Source organism: Streptomyces sp. NPDC001828, assembly GCF_042892175.1.
Taxonomy (GTDB): Bacteria; Actinomycetota; Actinomycetes; order Streptomycetales; family Streptomycetaceae; genus Streptomyces.
Genome location: NZ_JBIATV010000006.1, coordinates 352,998 through 374,246 on the forward strand (window position 1 = coordinate 352,998; position 21,249 = coordinate 374,246).

General features: G+C 71.5%; 18 protein-coding genes. 9 read left to right on the forward strand and 9 right to left on the reverse strand.

From position 1 onward, the window contains the following. The first annotated feature begins 55 nt into the window (after positions 1-55). Both ACFYZA_RS19975 and ACFYZA_RS19980 read left to right on the forward strand, forming a co-directional pair. Positions 56-751: a response regulator transcription factor gene (locus ACFYZA_RS19975; protein ID WP_382598209.1), complete on the forward strand. Its 696-nt coding sequence runs from the start codon at positions 56-58 to the stop codon at positions 749-751. After that, positions 748-2,136, forward strand: coding sequence for an ATP-binding protein (locus tag ACFYZA_RS19980; RefSeq protein ID WP_388491951.1), 1,389 nt, complete (start codon positions 748-750; stop codon positions 2,134-2,136). Before ACFYZA_RS19975 ends, ACFYZA_RS19980 begins: the two co-directional genes overlap by 4 nt. A gap of 243 nt (positions 2,137-2,379) precedes the next feature. Here ACFYZA_RS19980 and ACFYZA_RS19985 read toward each other — a convergent pair whose 3' ends face one another. From ACFYZA_RS19985 to ACFYZA_RS19995, 3 genes are all read right to left on the reverse strand, one after another. After that, positions 2,380-4,080: a methylmalonyl-CoA mutase gene (locus ACFYZA_RS19985; RefSeq protein WP_382600797.1), complete on the reverse strand. Its 1,701-nt coding sequence runs from the start codon at positions 4,078-4,080 to the stop codon at positions 2,380-2,382. Positions 4,081-4,175: 95 nt separating this feature from the next. Beyond that, entirely contained in the window at positions 4,176-4,514 is a 339-nt protein-coding gene (locus ACFYZA_RS19990) for a DUF3817 domain-containing protein (protein ID WP_382600800.1), read from the reverse strand. Between the two features lie 259 nt (positions 4,515-4,773). Beyond that, positions 4,774-5,280 carry a MarR family winged helix-turn-helix transcriptional regulator gene (locus ACFYZA_RS19995; RefSeq protein WP_382600802.1) on the reverse strand — a complete coding sequence of 169 codons (507 nt, stop codon included), beginning with the start codon at positions 5,278-5,280 and terminating at the stop codon, positions 4,774-4,776. Positions 5,281-5,460: 180 nt separating this feature from the next. On the opposite strand from ACFYZA_RS19995, the gene ACFYZA_RS20000 reads away from it, so the two are divergent. After that, positions 5,461-6,468 carry a glycoside hydrolase family 6 protein gene (locus tag ACFYZA_RS20000; RefSeq protein ID WP_382600804.1) on the forward strand — a complete coding sequence of 336 codons (1,008 nt, stop codon included), beginning with the start codon at positions 5,461-5,463 and terminating at the stop codon, positions 6,466-6,468. 36 nt (positions 6,469-6,504) lie between these two features. Here the strand turns inward: ACFYZA_RS20000 and ACFYZA_RS20005 are convergent, their stop codons facing one another. The 4 genes from ACFYZA_RS20005 to ACFYZA_RS20020 form a co-directional block, all read right to left on the reverse strand. Beyond that, complete coding sequence (locus ACFYZA_RS20005) at positions 6,505-8,460, reverse strand: galactose oxidase-like domain-containing protein (protein WP_382600806.1); 1,956 nt, start codon at positions 8,458-8,460, stop codon at positions 6,505-6,507. Positions 8,461-8,463: 3 nt separating this feature from the next. Further along, a complete protein-coding gene (locus ACFYZA_RS20010; RefSeq protein ID WP_382600808.1) occupies positions 8,464-10,230 on the reverse strand; it encodes a glycosyltransferase family 2 protein in 1,767 nt (588 codons plus the stop codon). Positions 10,231-10,463: 233 nt separating this feature from the next. Beyond that, positions 10,464-10,760: an MTH1187 family thiamine-binding protein gene (locus ACFYZA_RS20015; RefSeq protein ID WP_100577478.1), complete on the reverse strand. Its 297-nt coding sequence runs from the start codon at positions 10,758-10,760 to the stop codon at positions 10,464-10,466. Beyond that, positions 10,757-11,101: a DUF3817 domain-containing protein gene (locus ACFYZA_RS20020; protein ID WP_382597205.1), complete on the reverse strand. Its 345-nt coding sequence runs from the start codon at positions 11,099-11,101 to the stop codon at positions 10,757-10,759. Before ACFYZA_RS20020 ends, ACFYZA_RS20015 begins: the two co-directional genes overlap by 4 nt. 164 nt (positions 11,102-11,265) lie before the next feature. On the opposite strand from ACFYZA_RS20020, the gene ACFYZA_RS20025 reads away from it, so the two are divergent. The 4 genes from ACFYZA_RS20025 to ACFYZA_RS20040 all read left to right on the forward strand — a co-directional run bounded on the left by ACFYZA_RS20025 (position 11,266) and on the right by ACFYZA_RS20040 (position 13,946). After that, complete coding sequence (locus ACFYZA_RS20025) at positions 11,266-11,898, forward strand: AIM24 family protein (protein WP_382597211.1); 633 nt, start codon at positions 11,266-11,268, stop codon at positions 11,896-11,898. Beyond that, positions 11,898-12,548 (forward strand): AIM24 family protein, encoded by a 651-nt coding sequence (locus ACFYZA_RS20030; RefSeq protein ID WP_382597203.1) that lies wholly within the window; start codon positions 11,898-11,900, stop codon positions 12,546-12,548. Before ACFYZA_RS20025 ends, ACFYZA_RS20030 begins: the two co-directional genes overlap by 1 nt. Continuing rightward, positions 12,545-13,321: an AIM24 family protein gene (locus ACFYZA_RS20035; protein ID WP_388491954.1), complete on the forward strand. Its 777-nt coding sequence runs from the start codon at positions 12,545-12,547 to the stop codon at positions 13,319-13,321. The genes ACFYZA_RS20030 and ACFYZA_RS20035 overlap by 4 nt, the downstream gene beginning before the upstream one ends. A 148-nt stretch (positions 13,322-13,469) precedes the next feature. Further along, a complete protein-coding gene (locus ACFYZA_RS20040) occupies positions 13,470-13,946 on the forward strand; it encodes a MarR family winged helix-turn-helix transcriptional regulator (RefSeq protein WP_382597199.1) in 477 nt (158 codons plus the stop codon). Positions 13,947-13,983: 37 nt separating this feature from the next. Here the strand turns inward: ACFYZA_RS20040 and meaB are convergent, their stop codons facing one another. Beyond that, positions 13,984-14,940 (reverse strand): methylmalonyl Co-A mutase-associated GTPase MeaB, encoded by a 957-nt coding sequence (gene meaB / locus ACFYZA_RS20045; protein WP_382597197.1) that lies wholly within the window; start codon positions 14,938-14,940, stop codon positions 13,984-13,986. A gap of 55 nt (positions 14,941-14,995) precedes the next feature. Further along, positions 14,996-16,198, reverse strand: a complete 1,203-nt coding sequence (locus tag ACFYZA_RS20050) for an acetyl-CoA C-acetyltransferase (protein WP_382597195.1) — start codon at positions 16,196-16,198, stop codon at positions 14,996-14,998. A 138-nt stretch (positions 16,199-16,336) separates the two neighbouring features. Here ACFYZA_RS20050 and mce point away from each other — a divergent pair, with 138 nt between their 5' ends. Next, positions 16,337-16,777: a methylmalonyl-CoA epimerase gene (gene mce / locus ACFYZA_RS20055; RefSeq protein ID WP_382597193.1), complete on the forward strand. Its 441-nt coding sequence runs from the start codon at positions 16,337-16,339 to the stop codon at positions 16,775-16,777. A 200-nt stretch (positions 16,778-16,977) separates the two neighbouring features. Then, positions 16,978-21,201 (forward strand): polarized growth protein Scy, encoded by a 4,224-nt coding sequence (scy, locus tag ACFYZA_RS20060; RefSeq protein WP_388491956.1) that lies wholly within the window; start codon positions 16,978-16,980, stop codon positions 21,199-21,201. Positions 21,202-21,249: the final 48 nt, after the last annotated feature.

Consider the following 21,249-nt stretch of genomic DNA (forward strand, 5'->3'; position numbering starts at 1 on the left):
GGTTCACGGGGCGGCTTAAGAGGGTTCTAAGAGCGGCGTTTGGCAGGCTTTGCCCATGAGCACCACGCGCGCGGTCAGAATTCTCGTCGTCGACGACGAGCCGGAGGTACGGGCGGCCGTCGAGGACGGCCTCGCGGTGGAGGGGTACGAGGTCCACGGCGCCCCGGACGGACTCGCGGCGCTCTCCGAGGTGGCCGCCTGGCGCCCGGACGCGATCGTCCTGGACGTGATGATGCCGGTCCTCGACGGCCTCGGGGTGTGCCGCCAGCTGCGGGCGATGGGCGACCGCACGCCGGTCCTGGTACTGACCGCCCTGGACTCGGTGAGCGAGCGCGTGGACGGTCTGGAGGCGGGCGCCGACGACTATCTGGTCAAGCCCTTCGCCCTGGACGAACTCATCGCCCGGGTCAGGGCGTTGCTGCGCCGGGCCGCCCCCGACCCGGCCGAGCCGCAAGAGCTGCGGTACGCGGACCTCGTGCTCGACCCGGTCGCGCACACGGCCCGCCGGGGCGAGCGCCCGATCGACTTCACCCGTACCGAGTTCGCGCTGCTCGAACTGCTCATGCGCAACCCGGGGCAGGTGCTGCCGAGGGAGCTGATCCACGAGCTGGTCTGGGGCCGCGACTTCGGGCCCGACTCCAACTCCCTTGCCGTGTACGTGGGTTATCTGCGGCGCAAGCTGGAGGCGGCGGGCGAGTCGCGCCTGGTCCACACCGTGCACGGGGTCGGCTACCGGCTGGAGGCCTCGTGAGCGCCCGGCGCCGCCTCGGGGCCCGCTGGCGCCGCCACCGCCCGCTGCGGACCCGGCTCGCGCTGGCCGCGTCGGCCGCGGTGGCGCTGGTCGCGGTCGGCGTGTGCACGGCCGCGTTCTTCGTGATCCGCTTCGAGCTCTACCACCAGCTCGACCTGAACCTGACGCAGTCGGCGACCCTGGCCACCCAGCAGAACCGGGGCGCGGCGCCCGGCGTGCTGGCCGGCGAGTGCCGCTTCCTGTCCGCCCCGGCGTGTTCGCAGGTGGTCCCCGCCGACCCGGCGAGGGACCCGTCGAAGCCGTATCTGCTGCCGGTGAGCCCGCCGGTCCGCGAGGTCGCCTCGGGTGCCCGCAACGCGTACTACACCAACATCACGCTGCCCTCCGGCGAGCCCGCCCGCATGCTCACCCAGGCCTTCGGCGGGGGCAAGTCCCTTCAGGTGGCGCTGCGTTCGGACGTCGTACGCAAGGGGGTGGGGCAGGCGGCCGGGTGGCTGAGCGGGGTCGGGGCGGCGGGGGTGCTGCTCGCCGCCGCGCTCGGGTACTGGGTGTCGCGCACCGGGCTCGCCCCGGTGGCCCGGCTCACCGCGACGGCCGAGCGCATCGCGGCCACCCGCGATCCGAGCCACCGCATCGAGCTGCCTCCGGGGCCGGCGGACAAGGAGGACGAGGTGACACGGCTCGCGGCGTCCTTCAACACGATGCTGGGCGAGCTGGAACAGTCGGTGGCGGCCCAGCGGCGCCTGGTCGCCGACGCGTCCCACGAGCTGCGTACGCCGCTGACGGCACTGCGGACGAACGCGGAACTGCTGGCGCGGGCCGACCGGTTGACGGTGGCTCAGCGCGATCGTGCCTCGGCGGCGCTCGGGCGCCAGATCCGGGAGGTCTCGGTGCTGGTCAACGACCTCATCGACCTGGCGCGGGACGAGGAGCCGACGCCGCTCCTCGAGGAGGTCCGGCTGGCTCCGCTGCTCGCGCACACCGTGGACACGGCGCGGGCGCACTGGCCGGCGACGCCGTTCCGGCTCGACCTCGCCGACGCCTCGGTGACCCTGCCGGGCGTTCCGGCCCGGCTCGCCCGGCTGATCTCCAACCTCCTGGACAACGCGGCGAAGTTCAGCCCGCCCGGGGTGCCGGTCGAAGTCACCCTGTCTTCGAGGGAGTTGACGGTACGGGACCACGGTCCGGGGATCGCACCGGCCGACCTCCCCCATGTCTTCGACCGGTTCTACCGCGCGGAGCAGGCGCGGGCGTTGCCGGGGTCGGGCCTCGGCCTCGCGATGGCCCGGCAGATCGCCCGTGCGCACGGGGCAGAACTGACGGCCCATCAGGCCCCGGGCGGCGGGGCGGCGTTCCGGCTCCGCCTGCCGGGTGCGCCCCGCTAGCCCGGGGGGGGTCGCCCACCCGCCCGCCCGTTGCCCGGGGTTGGTTGGTTCCGGGCACCCTGGGGGCTCCGCCCCCAGACCCCCGTTCGCGCCTGAACGGCGCTCGTCCTCAAACGCCGGACAGGCTGAGGATGCCCCCGCACCCGGCGCCGCTAGGGGCGCGGGGAACTGCGCGAACGGCCGCGGGCGGGCCGTGCACAAGGTCGCCGCGCCCCAGCCCCCCGGCGTCTGAGGGAAAGGGGGTCAGAAGCCGGGCGGCTCCGTATACGTTCCCCACTCCTCGCGGAGCACCCCGCAGATCTCACCCAGCGTCGCCTCCGCCCGCACCGCGTCCAGCATGGGCGCGATCATGTTCGAGCCGTCCCGCGCCGCCGCCAGCATCGCGTCCAGGGCCGCGTGGACCGCCGCGTCGTCGCGGTGGGACTTGCGGTCGGCCAGGGCGCGTACCTGCTCCCGCTCCACCTCGTGGCTGACCCGCAGGATCTCCAGGTCTCCCGTCACCGAGCCGTGGTGGCAGTTGACGCCCACCACGCGCTTGTCGCCCTTCTCCAGCGACTGCTGGTAGCGGAAGGCCGACTCCGCGATCTCCCCGGTGAACCAGCCGTCCTCGATGCCGCGCAGGATGCCCGAGGTGATCGGGCCGATCGGGTGCTGCCCGTCGGGGTGTGCCCGGGTGCCGCGCTCCCGGATCTGGTCGAAGATCTTCTCCGCGTCCGCCTCGATGCGGTCGGTGAGCTGCTCGATGTACCAGGAGCCGCCGAGCGGGTCGGCGACGTTGGCGACGCCGGTCTCCTCCATCAGCACCTGCTGCGTGCGCAGCGCGATCTCCGCGGCCTGCTCGCTCGGCAGTGCGAGGGTCTCGTCGAGGGCGTTGGTGTGCAGCGAGTTGGTGCCGCCGAGCACGGCGGCGAGGGCCTCGACCGCGGTGCGCACGACGTTGTTGTACGGCTGCTGCGCGGTCAGCGACACCCCGGCGGTCTGGGTGTGGAAGCGCAGCCACTGCGCCTTGTCCGTCTGCGCGCCGTACTCCTCCTTCATCCAACGGGCCCAGATCCGGCGCGCGGCGCGGAACTTGGCGATCTCCTCGAAGAAGTCGACGTGGGCGTCGAAGAAGAACGAGAGCCCCGGCGCGAAGACGTCCACGTCCATGCCCCGGCTGAGGCCCAGTTCCACGTACCCGAAGCCGTCCGCGAGGGTGTACGCCAGCTCCTGCGCGGCCGTCGCCCCGGCCTCGCGGATGTGGTAGCCGGAGACCGAGAGCGGCTTGTACGCGGGGATGCCCCGCGCGCAGTGCTCCATGAGGTCGCCGATGAGACGCAGATGGGGCTCCGGCTGGAAGAGCCACTCCTTCTGCGCGATGTACTCCTTGAAGATGTCGGTCTGGAGCGTGCCGTTGAGGACGCCCGGGTCGACGCCCTGCCGCTCGGCGGCGACGAGGTACATGCAGAACACGGGCACGGCCGGCCCGCTGATGGTCATGGACGTGGTGACGTCACCCAGCGGGATGCCCTGGAACAGGACTTCCATGTCGGCCGCCGAGTCGATGGCGACGCCGCAGTGGCCGACCTCGCCGAGCGAGCGGGGGTCGTCGGAGTCGCGTCCCATGAGCGTCGGCATGTCGAAGGCGACGCTCAGGCCGCCGCCGCCGGCGGCCAGGATCATCTTGTAGCGCTCGTTGGTCTGCTCGGCGTTTCCGAACCCGGCGAACTGCCGGATCGTCCAGGTACGCCCCCGGTAGCCGGTCGGGTACAGACCACGGGTGAAGGGGTACTCCCCGGGCCAGCCGATCCGCTCGAACCCGTCATAGGTGTCGCCGGGCCGGGGCCCGTACGCCGGGTCGACGGGGTCCCCGGAGAGCGTGGTGAAGTCCGCGTCGCGCTTGCGGGCCTTGTCGTAACGGGCCTGCCAGCGACGGCGGCCTTCTTCGATGGCGTCAGCGTCCATGGCTCAAATTTACTTGGACGTCCTAGTAAATGTCGATGGGAGACCGCCGCGGATTGCTCGCGCGGCGGTGGTGACGCCGTCCCGGTACCCCCGAATCAGGCTCGGGCGGCGGCGGGGACGCCGTCGGCGACCTTGGACTCCAGCTCCTTGGAGACCTTGCGCTCGACGAAGAAGGCGGCGGTGGGGATCGTGCCGGCGATCAGCACCCACAGCTGCTTGCCGACCGGCCACTTCGCCTTGGAGCCGAGGTCGAAGGCGAAGACGAGGTAGATCACGTACAGCCAGCCGTGGGCGATGCCGACGACCTTCGTGAAGTCCGCGGCGCCGTTCATGTCCAGGATGTACTTGGCGATCACGCCGAGGGTCAGCAGGACCAGCAGTACGCCGGTGACGTACGCCATCACCCGGTAGCGGGTCAGTACGCTCTTTTTCATGCGGTCGAGCGTAACGGGACATGCGGGGCGATCTTCCCCCGGGTACCCCCGGCGGCCCGCTCCCGGGGGCTCCGCCCCAGACCCCGTTCGCGCCTTGGGGGCGCTCGTCCTCAAATGCCGGACGGGCTGAAGATGCCCGCACAGCGGGCATCCAGGGGCGCGGGGAACCGCGCGACCAGCCACGCACGGTCCGCACACGAAAACGGGTTTGAGGGGCGAAGCCACACGAACGGGGTGCGGGGCGGAACCCCGCCGGGGGTCACTCCTCGAAGTCGTCGGCCGCCACCCGCAAAGGGCGCAGGATCGCGAAGATCTCTCCGCACTCCTCGGCGTCGTACGCGCCGAGGCCGAACTCCATCGCCATCAGGTCGCGCGTGGCCTGCTCCACCACCTCGCGGCCCTTGTCCGTGATGGACGCCAGCGTGCCGCGGCCGTCGTTCGGGTTGGGGCGCTTGTCCACGAGGCCCGACTTCACGAGGCGGTCCACCGTGTTGGTGACCGAGGTCGGGTGGACCATCAGGCGCTCGCCGATCTTGGACATCGGCAGCTCTCCCGCCTTGGAGAAGGTGAGCAGCACCAGCGCCTCGTACCGCGCGAACGTCAGCCCGTACGGCTTGACCACCGCGTCGACCTCGGCCAGCAGGATCTGGTGCGCCCGCATGATAGAGGTGATCGCCCCCATCGCGGGCACGGGTCCCCAGCGCTGCTGCCAGAGTTCGTCGGCTCGGGCGATGGGATCGAAGGGAAGGCTGAGCGGCTTGGGCACCCGTCGACCTTACCCACTGGTCACATGCCGGTCAGCTCCGTCTCGAAGTTCGGTACCGCACGCGCCACCCCGCGCCCGGGCGCGCCCCTCCCCCGGCATGGCGCTCCCCCACGCAGAGTGACCGTTATGTCACCATTGCCCGGTCCCGTGCACGCCCTCGCGACCCCCAAGGGGGGCTGGATGTCCCGGTACCGAATCCTCATCGCCGCCGCTCTGCTCGCCGCCGTCGCCGGCTGCTCCTCCGGTGCCGGCCCCGGCGACGCCTCCGTGGTCCGGGACCGCACCCCGGCCGAGGCCGCACCCGCGCCCGGCTCCCCCTTCTGGGTCGACCCGGAGAGCGACGCCGCCCGGCAGATCAGGCTCTGGCAGGGGCAGGGGCGTACCGCCGACGCCCAGGTGCTGCGGCGGATCGCCGACCGGCCGGTGGCCGTATGGCCGTCCGGGGACAACCCTCGGCCCCGCATCCACAAGGCCGTCGAGGGCGCGGCCAAGGAGAAGCGGACCGCGCTGTTCGTGGCCTACGACATTCCGCACCGCGACTGCGGCAAGTACTCGGCGGGCGGCGCGGACGGCGTCGACGGCTACCGTGCCTGGATCGGGACGTTCGCCGACGCCATCGGGGACGCCCCGGCGGTCGTGGTCCTGGAGCCCGACGCGGTGGCCCACATGGTCGACGGCTGCACGACTCCCGACCATCACGCCGAGCGCTATCAGCTCCTCAACGAGGCGGTCGAGCACCTCAAGAAGCTGCCTCACACGAAGGTGTACGTGGATGCCGGGAATCCGTCCTGGATCCCGGATCCCAACAGCCTGGTGGAACCGCTGCGGCGGGCCGGGGTCGAGAGGGCCGACGGGTTCGCGCTGAACGTGTCCAACTTCCAGACGGACGCGACGGTCCGGGCCTACGGGGCGAAGGTGTCCCAGGGCCTGGACGGCAAGCACTTCGTCATGGACACCAGCCGCAACGGCGAGGGGCCCCTGCTCGACGACCGCGACCAGGCCTGGTGCAACCCCCCGGGCCGCTCGCTCGGGGCGCCGCCGTCGGTCAGCACGGGCGACCGGCTCGTCGACGCGTTCCTGTGGATCAAGCGGCCCGGAGACTCGGACGGGCCCTGTCGAGGGGGCCCGTCCGCCGGCACCTGGTGGCCGGAGTACGCGCTCGGGCTCGCCAAGCGCGCCCGTTTCTGACGTCCGTCCACTCCGTGCGTCCGTCCACGCCGTCCGTCAGTCCACCCGGAGCCACTTCGCCTCGGACGGGGTGCCCTCCTGGTCGGCCACGAAGAGCATGTACCAGCCGGGCGGGACGAGCGCCCGGTCCTTCGGGACGGTGACCGTGACCGAGTTCTTGTCCTTGGCCAGGCCCAGCTCGATCGAGCGCTGCTCCACGTCCGTGGTGTGGGTGACCGCGCTCGGCCGCAGCAGCCGGGCCTTCACGACCCGCTCGGGGTGGTCGGTCCTGAAGGTCGCCCTGCCGTCGGCGGCCGCGGCCTCGGGGCCGTCGCCGAGCGCGGGGCGCTTGGCCTTGTCGCGGTAGAGGTAGGGCGGGGTGTAGACCTCCATGCGCTGCTCGAACTTGCCGAGCTTGGTGTTGGCCTTGTCCCCGAAGAGCGAGTCGGAGCCGAAGGTGGCGACCCGTCCGTCGGGCAGCAGCAGCGCCTCGGAGTGGTAGTTGCGGCCGATGGTGGGGTCCGCCGCCTCGCGGAACACGTTCGCCTTGGGGTCGTAGAACTGCGCCTTGAGGATGTTGGAGCCGCCCCGGCCCCGGTAGTCGGACGAGCCGCCGCTGGTGAAGACGGAGTCGTCCGGCATGAGCACGCTGTTCAAGTACCGCGTGCCCTGCGGGAGTTCGGGCCCGCTCTGGAAGACGGGGCTGTTCTGCTTCAGGTCCACCACGGCGGTGCGCGGCGTGGCCTTCTCGGACTCGCCGACCCCGCCACCGCCGAGCAGCATGAAGCGCTGGTCCTGGGCGGGCGGCAGCAGGAGCGAACTGGCCGTCTCCAGCTGGTCGGCGGCGTTCAGGCCGCCGATCTTGGTGAAGGTGTTCTTCTCGACGTCCCACACGCCCGGCTCGCGGCCCTTGTTGGCGGGCCCGTAACCGGAGTTGGCGCCGGAGTAGAAGAGCTTGCCGCCCTTGGTGAGGAACAGCGAGGGGTAGGTCGGGAAGTAGCGGGTGGGGCCCTTGGACCACTTCTTGGTCTTCGGGTCGTAGATCTCGTTGTCGCCCTGGAGGATGGCGCCCACGTCGTCGAGCCCGGAGACGGCGAGCACCTTGCCGTCCTGGAGCGTGGTGAGCGTCGGGTACCAGCGGGCCTCCTTCATGGGGGCCACCGGGACGTACTTCTCGGCCTTGGGATCGAACTCGTAGGCCGCCCTGATCCCCTGGTAGTCCTGCTTGTCCAGGGTTATCTTCTCGGCCAGCCCGTACACGTTGTCGGCGTCCTTGCCGGTCAGGCCCTCGACCTCGTACTGGGCCTGGTCGGTGGCGACCGACTGGGCGCCCGGCACGACGGCCTCGACGAAGACGCGCGCCTCGGCGGCGGTGGTCTTGGTCTTCCAGGGCTTCATCTGCCCGCTCGCGTAGTACGAGATCTCGAACTCGCGCTTGGCGCGCGGCACCGTGACGTCGAACTTGGCGACGTACTCCACGCCCGAGGGGGAGCGGAACTTGGTGCCCTTCTTGACGGTGACGTCCTTGTTCGGGTCCTCGTTCTTGACCCGCATGCCGCCGCCGGCCCGTTTCACCTCGCCGTCCAGGACCTCGTATCGGGCGGTGCCGCCGGCCACCAGGAGGTTGCCGTCCGGGAGTTGGGCGTGGCCGCCGCAGAAGAAGTCCTCGGGGGTGGGGATCTTCTTGAAGGTGTTGTCCTTGGGGTTCCACAGGACGGTGTCGAAGGTGCCCGCGTCGAAGTGGTCCTGTTTGTTGCCGGAGCCCGCGATGATCAGGACCTTGCCGGTGTGCAGCAGGGCCGTGTGGATGGCGTTGGTGCGGTACTCCTTGGGGATGTCGACGTCCTGCCAGGCGCCGAACTTCGCCATGTATTCGGGCTGCGCGATCTCGTAGGCGTGGTACTGCTCGGTGGCGAAGGAGAGCGCGGCGGGTGCGTTGAGCCCCGCCAGGACCACGACGGCGCCACCGCCGAACAGGGTCTTCTTCGTCCGCTTCGAGGGCCGGTAGGCCATGGCTCAGTTCCCTCCTGTCGTCGTGGCGATGGCGGGTTCCGCCTCGCCCGTGGTGGTGGGTTTGTGGCCGGTGCGCTTGGCCGCGGCGCGGGCCGCGGCGCGTTCGCGCACCGTGGTCCAGGCCCAGATCACGGCCGGGGCCAGCGCGATGCACAGCGCGAGCACGGCCCAGGTGCGCATCGCGACGTGGGTGTGCCGGTAGTGCACGGAGGCGATGAGCGAGCTGGTCAGCACGGCCGCCCAGAACAGATGGATCCGGAAGGTCCACAGCCGGTCGGGGCTGGCCTGGCCGCCCTTGGGGGTGACGACGAACCGGCCACGGGTGCGCAGCACGGCCGAGCCCAGCGACTTGAGGTAGATGGGCGCCGAGAGGGCCGACATGCCCATCCCGGCGAGCCCGCCCGAGCCCTCGGGTTCGTGCGGCGAGACGTTGTGCCGCCGGTTCCACAGGTACAGGCCGATCTGGAGGGCCGCCGCGTCGCTGTAGAGCATCAGCCAGACCGAGGCGGTGACCTGGGTGCCGGAAGCGCCGAACCACAGGAACAGGACGCAACTGAGCATGCCCAGAAGCCAGTTGACCGCCGTCATGGGGTAGTAGACGAGCATCAGGGTGTACGAGAGCAGCCGGCCGGGCGGCATGGTGAACGGCGCCTTCCAGTACTGCTTGAACAGCGTCTCGTAGGTGCCGCGCGACCAGCGCATCTGCTGGGTGAAGAAGTCGGTCCAGGAGGCCGGGCCCTCGCCGACGGCCAGCACGTCCGGGGTGTACACGGAGCGCCAGTGGCGGCCGGTCTTCGGGTTCTTGTGCCGGTGCAGTTCGAAGCCGGTGGCCATGTCCTCGGTGATCGAGTCGTACAGGCCGCCGATCTGCCGCAGCGCCGCGATCCGCACCACGTTGTTGGTGCCGACGAACATGGGGGCCCGGTAGCGGTTGCCGGCCCGCTGGATCAGCGCGTGGAAGAGGAACTGCTGGGATTCGGCGGCCTTGGTGACGGGCGAGTCGTAGTTGCCGTACACCTGCGGTCCGACGACGAAGGCGACGTCGGGGTCACGGAAGTAACCCATCATCCGCTCCAGGAAGTTGGGGAGCGGGGCGTGGTCGGTGTCGACGGAGGCGAAGAAGTCGTAGCCGCCGCCGTGCATCGCGATCCAGGCGTTGTAGTTGCCGTGCTTGGTGCGGGCCTTGTGGACGCCCTTCTTGCGGTTCCACTCGGGGACGCCCTTGCGGGTGAAGTGCCGCACGCCCAGTTCGGCGCAGAGCGCCCGGGCCTGCTCGTCGTCGCCCTCGTCCAGGAGCCAGACGTCCAGGGTTCCGGGGTGGGTGAGCCGGACGGCCGCCTCCAGGGTGTTCCGCACCATGGATATGGGTTCCTTGCCCGGCACGTACGTGGTGAGGAAGGCGACCCGGGTGCCCTCTTCGGGAGTGACCGGGACCGGGTCGCGGGCCACCAGCGTGGCGTGGGCGACGGAGGCGACGTTGGCGACCATGAAGAGTTCGATCAGACCGATCGAGACCAGCATCGCGATGTCGAGGTCCACCAGCCAGCGGTCGCCGCCCTCGCGCTCGACCCAGTGGGTGGGCCAGACGAGGTAGACGAGCAGCAGGCCGGTGAGTATCGGCGCCAGGGTCATCAGGAGTATGGCGCGTATGCGGTGCGGCTCCTGGGCGAGGAGGCTCCGGTACTGCACCCGGTAGGGCGAGGGGCCCGGATCGGTGAGCGGTCCGGCTAGCCGGCTGTGGGTGTCGTAGTCGTAGCCCTCCGGGCGCACGGTGCCCTCCAGCGGATCGTCGAGCAGGGTTTGAACTGGGTTGATATCCCCACAAAAGTGGAGAAAGCCCGGCGTGTCGACTGGAGTACTCCGAGTGAGCGGTTCTGGATTGAGCGCCCTTTCCGGGGCCGGGCCGCCCGGACCGCCCCGCCCGGCCGTTCCCCGCGCACGCGCGAGAGCCCCCGGCCGGGGTGGCCGGGGGCTCTCGCGCGTGGTGTTCCTGGGGGTGGGCGCTACTCGGCGGCCAGGTGGCGCTCCACCGTCTCCACCTTGGACGTCAGGCCGTCCGTGACGCCGGGGCGGATGTCGGCCTTGAGCACGAGGGAGACCCGGTTCGAGCGGGCCTCGACGGCGGCGACGGCGCGCTTGACGACGTCCATGACCTCGTCCCACTCGCCCTCGATGGAGGTGAACATCGCGTCGGTGCGGTTGGGCAGGCCGGACTCGCGCACCACGCGGACCGCCTCCGCCACGTACTCCCCCACGTCCTCGCCGACGCCGAGCGGGCTGACCGAGAAGGCGACGATCATGCGTTGACCACGCCTTCCTTGCGGGCCCGGGTCGCGATCACCGCGTCGTCCAGCTCGCGCCGGATCTTGCGCTCGGCGAAGAAGCCGCCGAAGGGCAGCACGGCGAGCACGAAGTAGAGCACGCCGGTCTTCGCCGACCACTTGGTGCGGTTCCAGGCGTCCAGCCAGAAGAGCACGTACAGCGTGAACAGGATGCCGTGGACCATGCCCATCACCATGACCCCGTCGAACGAGGTGGTGCGCTTGAGCACGGAGCAGACCAGCAGGATCGGGAACGAGATGGCCTCGGGGAGCGAGACCAGTCGGAGTCGATGCAGGGCGGAGGCTGTCTTGATGTCCACGGGCGGGGGCACCTTCGCTGAGAGGGAGCGGGCGGCAGTGATCGTCTGGCGTCGATCGTTCGGCAGCGATCTTTGTGAACGCATGCACAAACGTTCCCCATTCTGACATCGCACCCTTGCCCCTGTCGGGGCGGGTCCCCGCCCGCTAACGTCGGGCCGTGGCAATGTTCCGACTCCAGGGCAGCAAGGTGCTCGCCGTCGACATGACCGGCGACGCCGTCAAAGCGAAGAACGGCTCGATGGTCGCCTACGACGGCCAGATGGCGTTCAAGAAGATGTCCGGCGGCGGTGAGGGTCTGCGCGGCATGGTGACCCGCCGCCTCACCGGCGAACAGATGACCGTGATGGAGGTGAAGGGGCACGGCACGTGCTACTTCGCCGACCGCGCGAGCGAGATCAACCTCGTGAACCTCCACGGGGACAAGCTCTATGTCGAGGCGAGCAATCTGCTCGCCACCGACGCCGGGCTGCGCACCGGCACCACCTTCACCGGGCTGCGCGGCGCGAGCCAGGGCAACGGCCTGTTCACCACGACCATCGAGGGCCAGGGCCAGGCCGCGATCATGTCGGACGGCCCCGCCGTGGTGCTGCGGGTCAGCGCCCAGTACCCGCTCTCCGTCGACCCCGGGGCGTACATCGCGCACCAGGGCAACCTCCAGCAGCACTTCCAGTCCGGGGTGACCTTCCGGACCTTCCTCGGCGAGGGCTCGGGCGAGGCCTTCCAGATCCGGTTCGAGGGCGAGGGCCTGGTGTACGTGCAGCCCAGCGAGCGCAACACGATCGGCGGGGACGTCTGATGCCCTTCCGCGAGATCAATTCCAAGATGGTCGAGGCGACGATCGGCCCCGGCCAGAAGATGTTCAGCCAGCGCGGCGCGATGCTCGCGTACAAGGGCGAGGTGTCCTTCACGCCCAACATCCAGGGCGGCCAGGGCGGCCTCATGTCGATGGTCGGCCGCCGGGTGGCCAACGAGGCGACCCCGCTGATGACGGTCGAAGGCAGTGGCACGGTGATGTTCGGCCACGGCGGCCACCACATCCAGGTCATCAACCTCCAGGGCGACACCCTGTACGTGGAGGCCGACCGGCTGCTCGCCTTCGACGGCACCCTCCAGCAGGGCACGATGTTCATGGGCTCGCAGGGCGGGGTCATGGGCATGGTGCGCGGCCAGGTGACCGGGCAGGGCCTGTTCACCACAACGCTCAAGGGCCACGGGGCAGTCGCGGTCATGGCGCACGGCGGCGTGATCGAGCTGCCGATCACCCCGCAGCGCCCGGTCCACGTCGACCCGCAGGCCTATGTCGCCCACCACGGCGACGTTCGCAACAAGCTCTCGACCGCGCTCGGCTGGCGCGACATGGTGGGCCGGGGCTCCGGCGAGGCCTTCCAGCTCGAACTGTCCGGCCAGGGCGCGGTGTACGTGCAGGCCTCGGAGGAGAAGCTGTGACCGCCCCGGTGATCTTCGATCCCTACTCGCTGCCGACCGACGACAACGTCAACAAGTACACCTTCTGCGTGGAGCTCAAGTCGAGCCAGTGGTTCCTGCAGAAGGGCAAGATGATCGCCTACTACGGGCAGATCGAGTTCAACGGCATCGGCCACGGCCGGCTCGACCGGCTGCTGCGCACGAGCTTCCACTCCCCGCTGCACGCCAGCGACTGGGTGGTGGCGGACGGCAGCGGCAAGATGCTGCTCGCGGACCGCGCCTTCGACGTGAACAGCTACGACCTGGACGACGGCAACCTGACGATCCGCTCCGGCAACCTGCTCGCCTACCAGCCCTCGCTCGCCCTGAAGCAGTCGATCGTGCCGGGCTTCCTGACCCTGATCGGCACCGGCAAGTTCGTGGCGGCGTCCAACGGCCCGGTGGTCTTCATGGAGCCGCCGATCCGGGTGGACCCGCAGGCCCTCGTCGGCTGGGCGGACTGCCCCTCCCCCTGCCACCACTACGACCACGGCTACATGACGGGCGTCCTGGGCGGAATCCGGTCACTCACCGGGCTCGGCGGAACGTCCGGCGAGGAGCACCAGTTCGAGTTCGTGGGGGCGGGTACGGTCCTGCTCCAGTCCACCGAGGTCCTGATGGCGGAGCAGGCTACCGGCCAGGTCGCCAACGAGCCCGGGGTGCCGGGCGGCGGCCAGGGCGGCCCCGGCCAGGCCGGTGCGGCACCGCGTCTTCCCGGCCAGCTGGGGGACCTCCAGCGTCGCTTCGGCCTGTGAGCGGTAGTCTGCGGAGTGTGACGTCGAACGCCTGAGCCCCTCGGGGCCCGGCGCGGGCACGCTACGGGGGGCCGGGGGACGGCTCACGTGCCAGGCGTCACACACCCTCACTTGGTTCAGAATTCAACTTCTTAGGTAGAATCCACATATGGAGACCGAGACGGCCACGAACTGGCTGAGCGACGACGAGCAGTGCGCCTGGCGCACCTATCTGGACGTCAACAGGATGCTGACGTACCAGATGGAGAAGGATCTGCAGCCGTTCGGCCTGACCAACAACGACTACGAGATCCTGGTGAACCTCTCGGAATCGGCGGACAAGCGGATGCGGATGAGCGACCTCGCGGCCGCCACCCTCCAGTCCAAGAGCCGCCTCTCGCACCAGATCACCCGGATGGAGAACGCGGGCCTGGTCCGGCGCGAGAACTGCGAGTCGGACCGGCGCGGGCTCTTCGCGGTGCTGACCGAGCAGGGCACGGAGACCATGGAGAAGGTCGCCCCGCACCACGTGGCCTCCGTACGCCGCCACTTCATCGACCTGCTGTCGGGCGATGCCCTCGCCGATCTGCGCGAGTCCCTCGGCCCGGTGGCCGACCACCTGCGCGGGCACCGCGGCAAGATCTGACGGCCGGGACCCCCGGTCCCGGCCGCTCCGGCCGGCCTCAGGCGCCGGTGAGGCCCGCCACCAGCTCGTCCGCCGCCGCGTAGGGGTCGAGCTCGCCGTCGACGATGCGCTGGGCGAGCGTGTCCAGGCGGCGGTCGCCGTGCAGCGAGCCGATGCGCTCGCGCAGCGCGGTGACCGCGATGGTCTCGACCTCCCGGGCCGCCCGCGCCCGGCGGCGCTCCGCGAGGACGCCGTGCTCGGCCATCCACGCGTGGTGCTTCTCCAGGGCCTCCAGGACCTCGTCGATCCCCTCGCCACGGGCCGCCACCGTCTTGACGATGGGCGGCCGCCAGTCCCCCGGGCCGCGTGATTCACCCAGGCCCAGCATGTGGTTGAGCTCGCGGGCCGTGGCGTCCGCGCCGTCCCGGTCCGCCTTGTTGACGACGTACACGTCGCCGATTTCGAGGATGCCCGCCTTGGCCGCCTGGATGCCGTCGCCCATGCCGGGCGCGAGCAGCACCACCGAGGTGTCGGCCTGCGAGGCGATCTCCACCTCGGACTGTCCGACGCCCACTGTCTCGACCAGGATCACCTCGCAGCCCGCCGCGTCCAGCACCCGGATCGCCTGCGGGGCGGCCCAGGCCAGGCCGCCCAGGTGGCCCCGGGTCGCCATCGAGCGGATGTAGACCCCGGGGTCGGAGGCGTGCTCCGACATCCGGACCCGGTCGCCGAGCAGGGCCCCGCCCGAGAACGGCGAGGAGGGGTCGACGGCGAGGACGCCGACCCGCTTCCCGGCCCGCCGGTAGGCGGTGACGAGCGCGGAGGTGGAAGTCGACTTGCCGACACCGGGCGAACCCGTCAGACCCACCACGTATGCGTTGCCCGCCAGCGGGGCCAGCGCCGCCATGACCTCCCGCAGCTGCGGGGACGCCCCCTCGACCAGCGAGATCAGCCGGGCGACGGCCCTGGGCCGCCCTTCCCGGGCCTGGGCCACCAGTTCGGGGACGTCCACCATTGCCGCTCCGTTCAGTCGCGTACGCACCGCAGGGATCAGGGAGTTGTTGCCCGGACTACTTGCCCGGGACGCGCAGGATCAGCGCGTCGCCCTGGCCGCCGCCGCCGCACAGGGCCGCCGCGCCCACGCCGCCGCCGCGGCGCTTCAGTTCGAGGGCGAGGTGCAGCACGACGCGGGCGCCGGACATGCCGATGGGGTGGCCGAGCGCGATGGCACCGCCGTTGACGTTCACCTTTTCCGGGGACACCCCGAGGTCCTTCATTGACTGGACGGCGACCGCCGCGAAGGCCTCGTTGATCTCGATCAGATCGAGGTCCTCGACCGCGATGCCCTCCTTGCCGACCGCGTGCCGGATCGCGTTCGAGGGCTGCGACTGGAGCGAGTTGTCGGGGCCCGCCACATTGCCGTGGGCGCCGATCTCGGCGATCCACTCGAGACCGAGCTCCTCGGCCTTGGCCTTGGACATGACGACGACGGCGGCCGCGCCGTCCGAGATCTGCGAGGAGGTGCCGGCCGTGATCGTGCCGTCCTTCGCGAAGGCCGGGCGCAGCTTGCCGAGGGACTCGACGGTGGTGTCGGCGCGCACGCCCTCGTCCTTGGCGAACAGGACCGGGTCGCCCTTGCGCTGCGGGATCTCGACCGGGGTGATCTCGGCCTCGAAGACGCCGTTCTTCTGGGCGGCCGCGGCGCGCTGGTGCGAGGCCGCGGCGATCGCGTCCTGCTCGGGGCGGGCGATGCCCAGACGGGTGTTGTGCTTCTCCGTGGACTCCCCCATGGGGATGTTCTCGAAGGAGTCGGTCAGACCGTCGTACGCCATCGCGTCGAGCATCTCGATCGCGCCGTACTTGTAGCCCTCGCGGGACTTGGGCAGCAGGTGCGGGGCGTTGGTCATGGACTCCTGGCCGCCGGCGACCACGATGTCGAACTCGCCGGCGCGGATCAGCTGGTCGGCGAGCGCGATCGCGTCCAGACCCGAAAGGCAGACCTTGTTGATGGTGAGCGCGGGGACGTTCATCGGGATGCCCGCCTTGACGGCCGCCTGGCGCGCGGGGATCTGCCCGGCCCCGGCCTGGAGCACCTGGCCCATGATCACGTACTGCACCTGGTCGCCCCCGATGCCGGCCCGGTCCAGGGCCGCCTTGATGGCGAAGCCGCCGAGGTCGGCGCCGGAGAAGGACTTGAGGGAGCCGAGGAGCCGGCCCATGGGCGTACGGGCGCCCGCGACGATCACTGAGGTGGTACCGGTCGTTCCAGACATGAGGCACGGCCCCTTGGGAGGTGAGGTGAACGAGGGTTTACTTGGAGCGTACTGAGCGGTACCTCCCCACGTCACCGGCCAGCCGGTGTGACGGCGCGCACGTTGCGTAACCACCCCTGTGAGCGCTGCACTACATGCATGCTGACGCGAATCGACCACATCGGGATCGCCTGTTTCGACCTCGACAAGACCGTCGAGTTCTACCGTGCGACGTACGGATTCGAGGTGTTCCACACCGAGATCAACGAAGAGCAGGGCGTGCGCGAGGCCATGCTCAAGATCAACGAGACCTCCGACGGCGGGGCCTCCTACCTCCAGCTCCTGGAGCCCACCCGCGAGGACTCCGCCGTGGGCAAGTGGCTGGCCAAGAACGGCGAGGGCGTCCACCACATCGCCTTCGGCACCGGGGACGTCACCGCCGACTCCGAGGCCATCCGCGACAAGGGCGTACGCGTCCTCTACGACCAGCCCCGCACCGGCTCGATGGGCTCGCAGATCACCTTCCTGCACCCCAAGGACTGCCACGGCGTGCTCACCGAACTCGTCACTTCGGCCCCCCAGGGCACCGTCGCCCACTGAGCCCACACAATGGAGGCCGGACCTCCGGATACTCGGCCCGGTACAGTGGGCGGTTCCGGGCCGGGGTCGGGTCGGGGCCTGGGACCCACGCCCCTGTTTTGATCTGACACCATTCACCGGGGGCCCGTCCGCTGTCACTCGCGGTCGGACGGCGCTCGTACGGGCAGTGTTCGCGACCAGGGGACGGATGGGACCGCGCAGTGCGGGGCTACGAACGCCAGGAGAGCCAGAGCCACCGGCCTGACGACCACCTCTCGCGGTTCGAGGCCGAGATGGAGCGGCTGAAGACCGAGCGGGAGAAGGCCGTTCAGCACGCCGAGGATCTCGGCTACCAGGTCGAAGTGCTGCGCGCCAAGCTCCACGAGGCGCGCCGCAATCTCGCGACCCGTCCCGCCTACGACACGGCGAACGTCGGCTACCAGGCCGAACAGCTGCTCCGCAACGCCCAGATGCAGGCCGAGCAGCTGCGCACGGACGCCGAGCGCGAGCTGCGCGACGCCCGCGCCCAGACCCAGCGCATCCTCCAGGAGCACGCCGAGCACCAGGCGCGCCTCCAGGCCGAACTGCACGCCGAGGCCGTCAACCGCCGCCAGCGCCTCGACCAGGAGCTGGCCGAGCGCCGGGCCACGGTCGAGTCCCACGTGAACGAGAACGTGGCCTGGGCCGAGCAACTGCGCGCCCGTACCGAGGCGCAGGCCCGCCGGCTGATGGAGGAGTCCCGCGCCGAGGCCGAGCAGTCCCTCGCCGCGGCCCGCGCGGAGGCCACCCGGATCGCCGAGGAGGCCCGCCAACGCCTGGGCTCCGAGGCCGAGTCGGCGCGCTCGGAGGCGGAGGCGACGCTGCTGCGCGCCCGCAAGGACGCCGAGCGGCTCCTGAACGCGGCCTCCACGCAGGCCCAGGAGGCCACCTCCCACGCGGAGCAGCTGCGTACGACCACCACCGCCGAATCCGACCAGGCCCGCCAGCAGGCGGCCGAGTTGAGCCGCGCCGCCGAGCAGCGGATGACGGAGGCCGAGGCCGCGCTGCGCGAGGCGCGCGCCGAGGCCGAGCGGGCCGTCACCGAGGCCAGGGAGGCCGCGGCCAAGCAGGTCGCGAGCGCCGAGTCCGCCAACGAGCAGCGCACCCGCACGGCGAAGACCGAGATCGCGCGTCTGGTCGCCGAGGCCACCAAGGAGGCCGAGACCCTCAAGGCGGAGGCCGAGCAGGCCCTTGAGGACGCCAAGGCGGAGGCCGAGCGGCTGCGCACGGAGGCCGCCGAGAAGGCCCGCACCAGCGCCGCCGAGGATGCCGCGGCCCAGCTCGCCAAGGCCGCGCGCACGGCCGAGGAGGTCCTGACCAAGGCGTCCGAGAACGCCCGGGAGACCACCCGCAAGGCGTCCGAGGAGGCCGAGCGGATCCGGCACGAGGCGGAGGCCGAGGCCGAGCGGCTGCGCGGCGAGGCGGCCGAGCAGGCCGACGAGCTCAAGGGCGCGGCCAAGGACGACACCAAGGAGTACCGGGCCAAGACGGTCGAGCTCCAGGAGGAGGCCCGCCGGCTGCGCGGCGAGGCCGAGCAGCTGCGCGCCGAGGCGGTCGCCGAGGGCGAGCGGATCCGGGGCGAGGCGCGGCGCGAGGCCGTCCAGCAGATCGAGGAGGCGGCCAGGACCGCCGAGGAGCTGCTCGCCAAGGCGAAGGCGGACGCCGACGAGCTGCGCACGACCGCGGGCAACGAGTCCGAGCGCGTACGCAATGAGGCGGTCGAGCGGGCCAACACCCTGCGCAAGCAGGCCGAGGAGACCCTGGACCGCACCCGCGCCGAGGCCGAGCGGATGCGCGCGGAGGCCGAGGAGCAGGCCGAGCAGACCACAACGGACGCCGAGCGGGCGGCCGTTGGCCTGCGCGAGGAGACCGAGCGGGCGATAGCGGCCCGTCAGGCCGAGGCCGCCGAGGAGCTGACGCGCCTTCACACCGAGGCCGAGCAGCGCCACGCCGCCGCCGAGCAGGCCCTCACCGACGCCCGCGCCGAGGGCGAGCGGATCCGGCGCGAGGCCGCCGAGGAGACCGAGCGGATCCGCACCGAGGCCGCCGAGCGCATCCGTACGCTCCAGGCGCAGGCCGAGCAGGAGGCCGAGCGCCTGCGCACCGAGGCCGCCGCCGATGCCTCGACCGCCCGTTCCGAGGCCGAGAACGCGGCCGTGCGGCTGCGCGCCGAGGCGGCCGCGGAGGCCGAGCGGCTCAAGTCCGAGGCGCAGGAGACCGCCGACCGGATGCGCGCGGAGGCCGCGGCCGCCGCCGAGCGGGTCGCCGCCGAGGCCGCCGAGGCGCTCGCCGCCGCCCAGGAGGAGGCCACCCGGCGCCGCCGCGAGGCCGAGGAGACCCTCAACTCGGCGCGTGCGGAAGCCGATTCGGAGCGTTCCCAGGCCCGCGAGCAGAGCGAGGAGCTCCTCGCCTCCGCCCGCAAGCGGGTAGAGGACGCGCAGGCCGAGGCGCAGCGGCTCGGCGAGGAGGCCGACCGGCGCGCCACCGAGCTGGTGTCGACGGCCGAGCAGACCGCCAAGGACGTACGGGATTCGGTGTCCGGGCTCCGCGAGGAGGCCGAGCAGGAGATCGCGGGTCTGCGCAGTGCCGCCGAGCACGCGGCGGAGCGCACCACGAGCGAGGCGCAGGCGGAGGCGGACCGGGTCCGCGCCGACGCGCACGCCGAGCGGGAGCGGGCCGGCGAGGACGCGGGCCGCATCCGCACCCGCGCCCAGGAGGAGTCCGAGGCCGCCAAGGCGCTGGCCGAGCGGACCGTCGCGGACGCCATGGCCGAAGCGGAGAAGGCCCGTTCGGACGCCTCCGAGTACGCGCAGCGCATGCGCACCGAGGCCTCGGACGCGCTGGCCTCCTCCGAGCAGGACGCGGCCCGCACCCGGGCCGAGGCACGTGAGGACGCCAACCGGATCCGCTCCGACGCCGCGAGCCAGGCCGACCGCCTGGTCACCGAGGCGACGGCGGAGGCCGAGCGCCTTGCCGCCGAGTCGACCGCCGAGGCCGAGCGCCTCACCACCGAGGCCCAGCAGGTACGGGTCGAGGGCCAGGCCGAGGCCGACGCGCTGCGCGCCGAGGCGCGCGAGGAGGCCGACCAGGTCACCTCCGCCGCGCTCGCGGAGGCGGAGCAGGTCACCACCGCGGCGCTCGCGGAGGCCGAGCAGGTCACGACGGCCGCCCGCGAGCAGGCCGAGCGGGTCACGGGCCAGGCGCGGGCGGAGGCGGAGCGCACCACCAACGAGGCCAACGCGTATGCCGAGTTGGTCACCACCGAGGCGCGCTCGGACGCCGGTTCCACGCTCGGCGCGGCCAACGCCGAGGCCGAGCAGACCATAAACGAGGCGCGCGCCGAGGCCGACCGGGTGCTCGACGAGGCGCGCCGGGCCGCCGACAAGCGGCGCAGCGACGCGGCCGAGCAGGCCGACAAGCTGGTCGCGGAGGCGAGCGGCGAGGCCGAGCGGCTGCGCGCCGAGGCGGCCGAGACGGTGGGCTCCGCGCAGCAGGCCGCCGAGCGGATCCGGGCGGAGGCCGAGAAGAACCGGGCCCGTGCGGACGAGGCGGCCGAGAAGACGCGCACCGAGGCCCGCGAGGAGGCGGACCGGCTGCTCGACGAGGCGCGTACGGCCGCGGCCAAGCGGCGCTCCGACGCGGCCGAGCAGGCCGACCAGCTCATCAACAAGGCCCAGGAGGAGGCGTTGCGCGCCGCCACCGAGGCCGAGGAGCAGGCCGACACGATGGTCGGCGCGGCCCGCAAGGAGGCCGAGCGGATCGTCGCGGAGTCGACGGTCGAGGGCAACTCCCTGGTGGAGAAGGCGCGTACGGACGCCGACGAGCTGCTTGCCGGGGCGCGTGCGGACGCCACCGCCATAAGGGAACGCACCGAGGAGGTGCGCGCCCGTACGGAGGCGGAGATCGAGGAGCTGCACGAGCGGGCCCGCCGCGAGAGCGCCGAGCAGATGAAGACGGCGGGCGAGCGGGTCGACAAGCTGGTGAAGGCCGCGACCGAGCAGTCCGCCGAGGCCGAGGCCAAGGCCAAGGAGCTGGTGTCGGACGCCAACTCCGAGGCGGGCAAGGTGCGCATCGCCGCCGTGAAGAAGGCGGAGGCGCTGCTCAAGGAGGCCGAGACCAAGAAGGCCGAGCTGGTCCGCGAGGCCACCGCACTGCGCGACGAGGCGGCCGCCGAGGCGCGCCGCACGGTCGAGGAGGGCAAGCGTGAACTCGACGTCCTGGTCCGGCGGCGGGCCGACATCAATGCCGAGATCTCCCGTGTCCAGGACGTACTTGAGGCGTTGGAGTCATTCGAGGCGCCGGCCTCGGGCGGCAAATCCGGGTCCGGCAGCGGTACTTCCCCCGGTGTCAAGGCTGGTGCGGCGGCCGGGGCGACACGTTCGAGTGGCAAGTCTTCGGAGGGCTAGCCACTCAAAAGGCTGGACATTCTCCAGATCAAACGGGCATCCGCTCGA

Bases quoted from the DNA above. Each gene is read 5' to 3' on its own strand.
- ACFYZA_RS19975 (WP_382598209.1), top strand. From the start codon at position 56: ATGAGCACCACGCGCGCGGTCAGAATTCTCGTCGTCGACGACGAGCCG.
- ACFYZA_RS20040 (WP_382597199.1), top strand. From the start codon at position 13,470: ATGGAGACCGAGACGGCCACGAACTGGCTGAGCGACGACGAGCAGTGC.
- ACFYZA_RS20025 (WP_382597211.1), top strand. From the start codon at position 11,266: ATGTTCCGACTCCAGGGCAGCAAGGTGCTCGCCGTCGACATGACCGGC.
- ACFYZA_RS20005 (WP_382600806.1), bottom strand. From the start codon at position 8,460: ATGGCCTACCGGCCCTCGAAGCGGACGAAGAAGACCCTGTTCGGCGGT.
- mce (WP_382597193.1), top strand. From the start codon at position 16,337: ATGCTGACGCGAATCGACCACATCGGGATCGCCTGTTTCGACCTCGAC.
- meaB (WP_382597197.1), bottom strand. From the start codon at position 14,940: ATGGTGGACGTCCCCGAACTGGTGGCCCAGGCCCGGGAAGGGCGGCCC.
- ACFYZA_RS20015 (WP_100577478.1), bottom strand. From the start codon at position 10,760: ATGATCGTCGCCTTCTCGGTCAGCCCGCTCGGCGTCGGCGAGGACGTG.
- ACFYZA_RS19990 (WP_382600800.1), bottom strand. From the start codon at position 4,514: ATGAAAAAGAGCGTACTGACCCGCTACCGGGTGATGGCGTACGTCACC.
- ACFYZA_RS20030 (WP_382597203.1), top strand. From the start codon at position 11,898: ATGCCCTTCCGCGAGATCAATTCCAAGATGGTCGAGGCGACGATCGGC.
- ACFYZA_RS20050 (WP_382597195.1), bottom strand. From the start codon at position 16,198: ATGTCTGGAACGACCGGTACCACCTCAGTGATCGTCGCGGGCGCCCGT.
- ACFYZA_RS20000 (WP_382600804.1), top strand. From the start codon at position 5,461: ATGTCCCGGTACCGAATCCTCATCGCCGCCGCTCTGCTCGCCGCCGTC.
- ACFYZA_RS19985 (WP_382600797.1), bottom strand. From the start codon at position 4,080: ATGGACGCTGACGCCATCGAAGAAGGCCGCCGTCGCTGGCAGGCCCGT.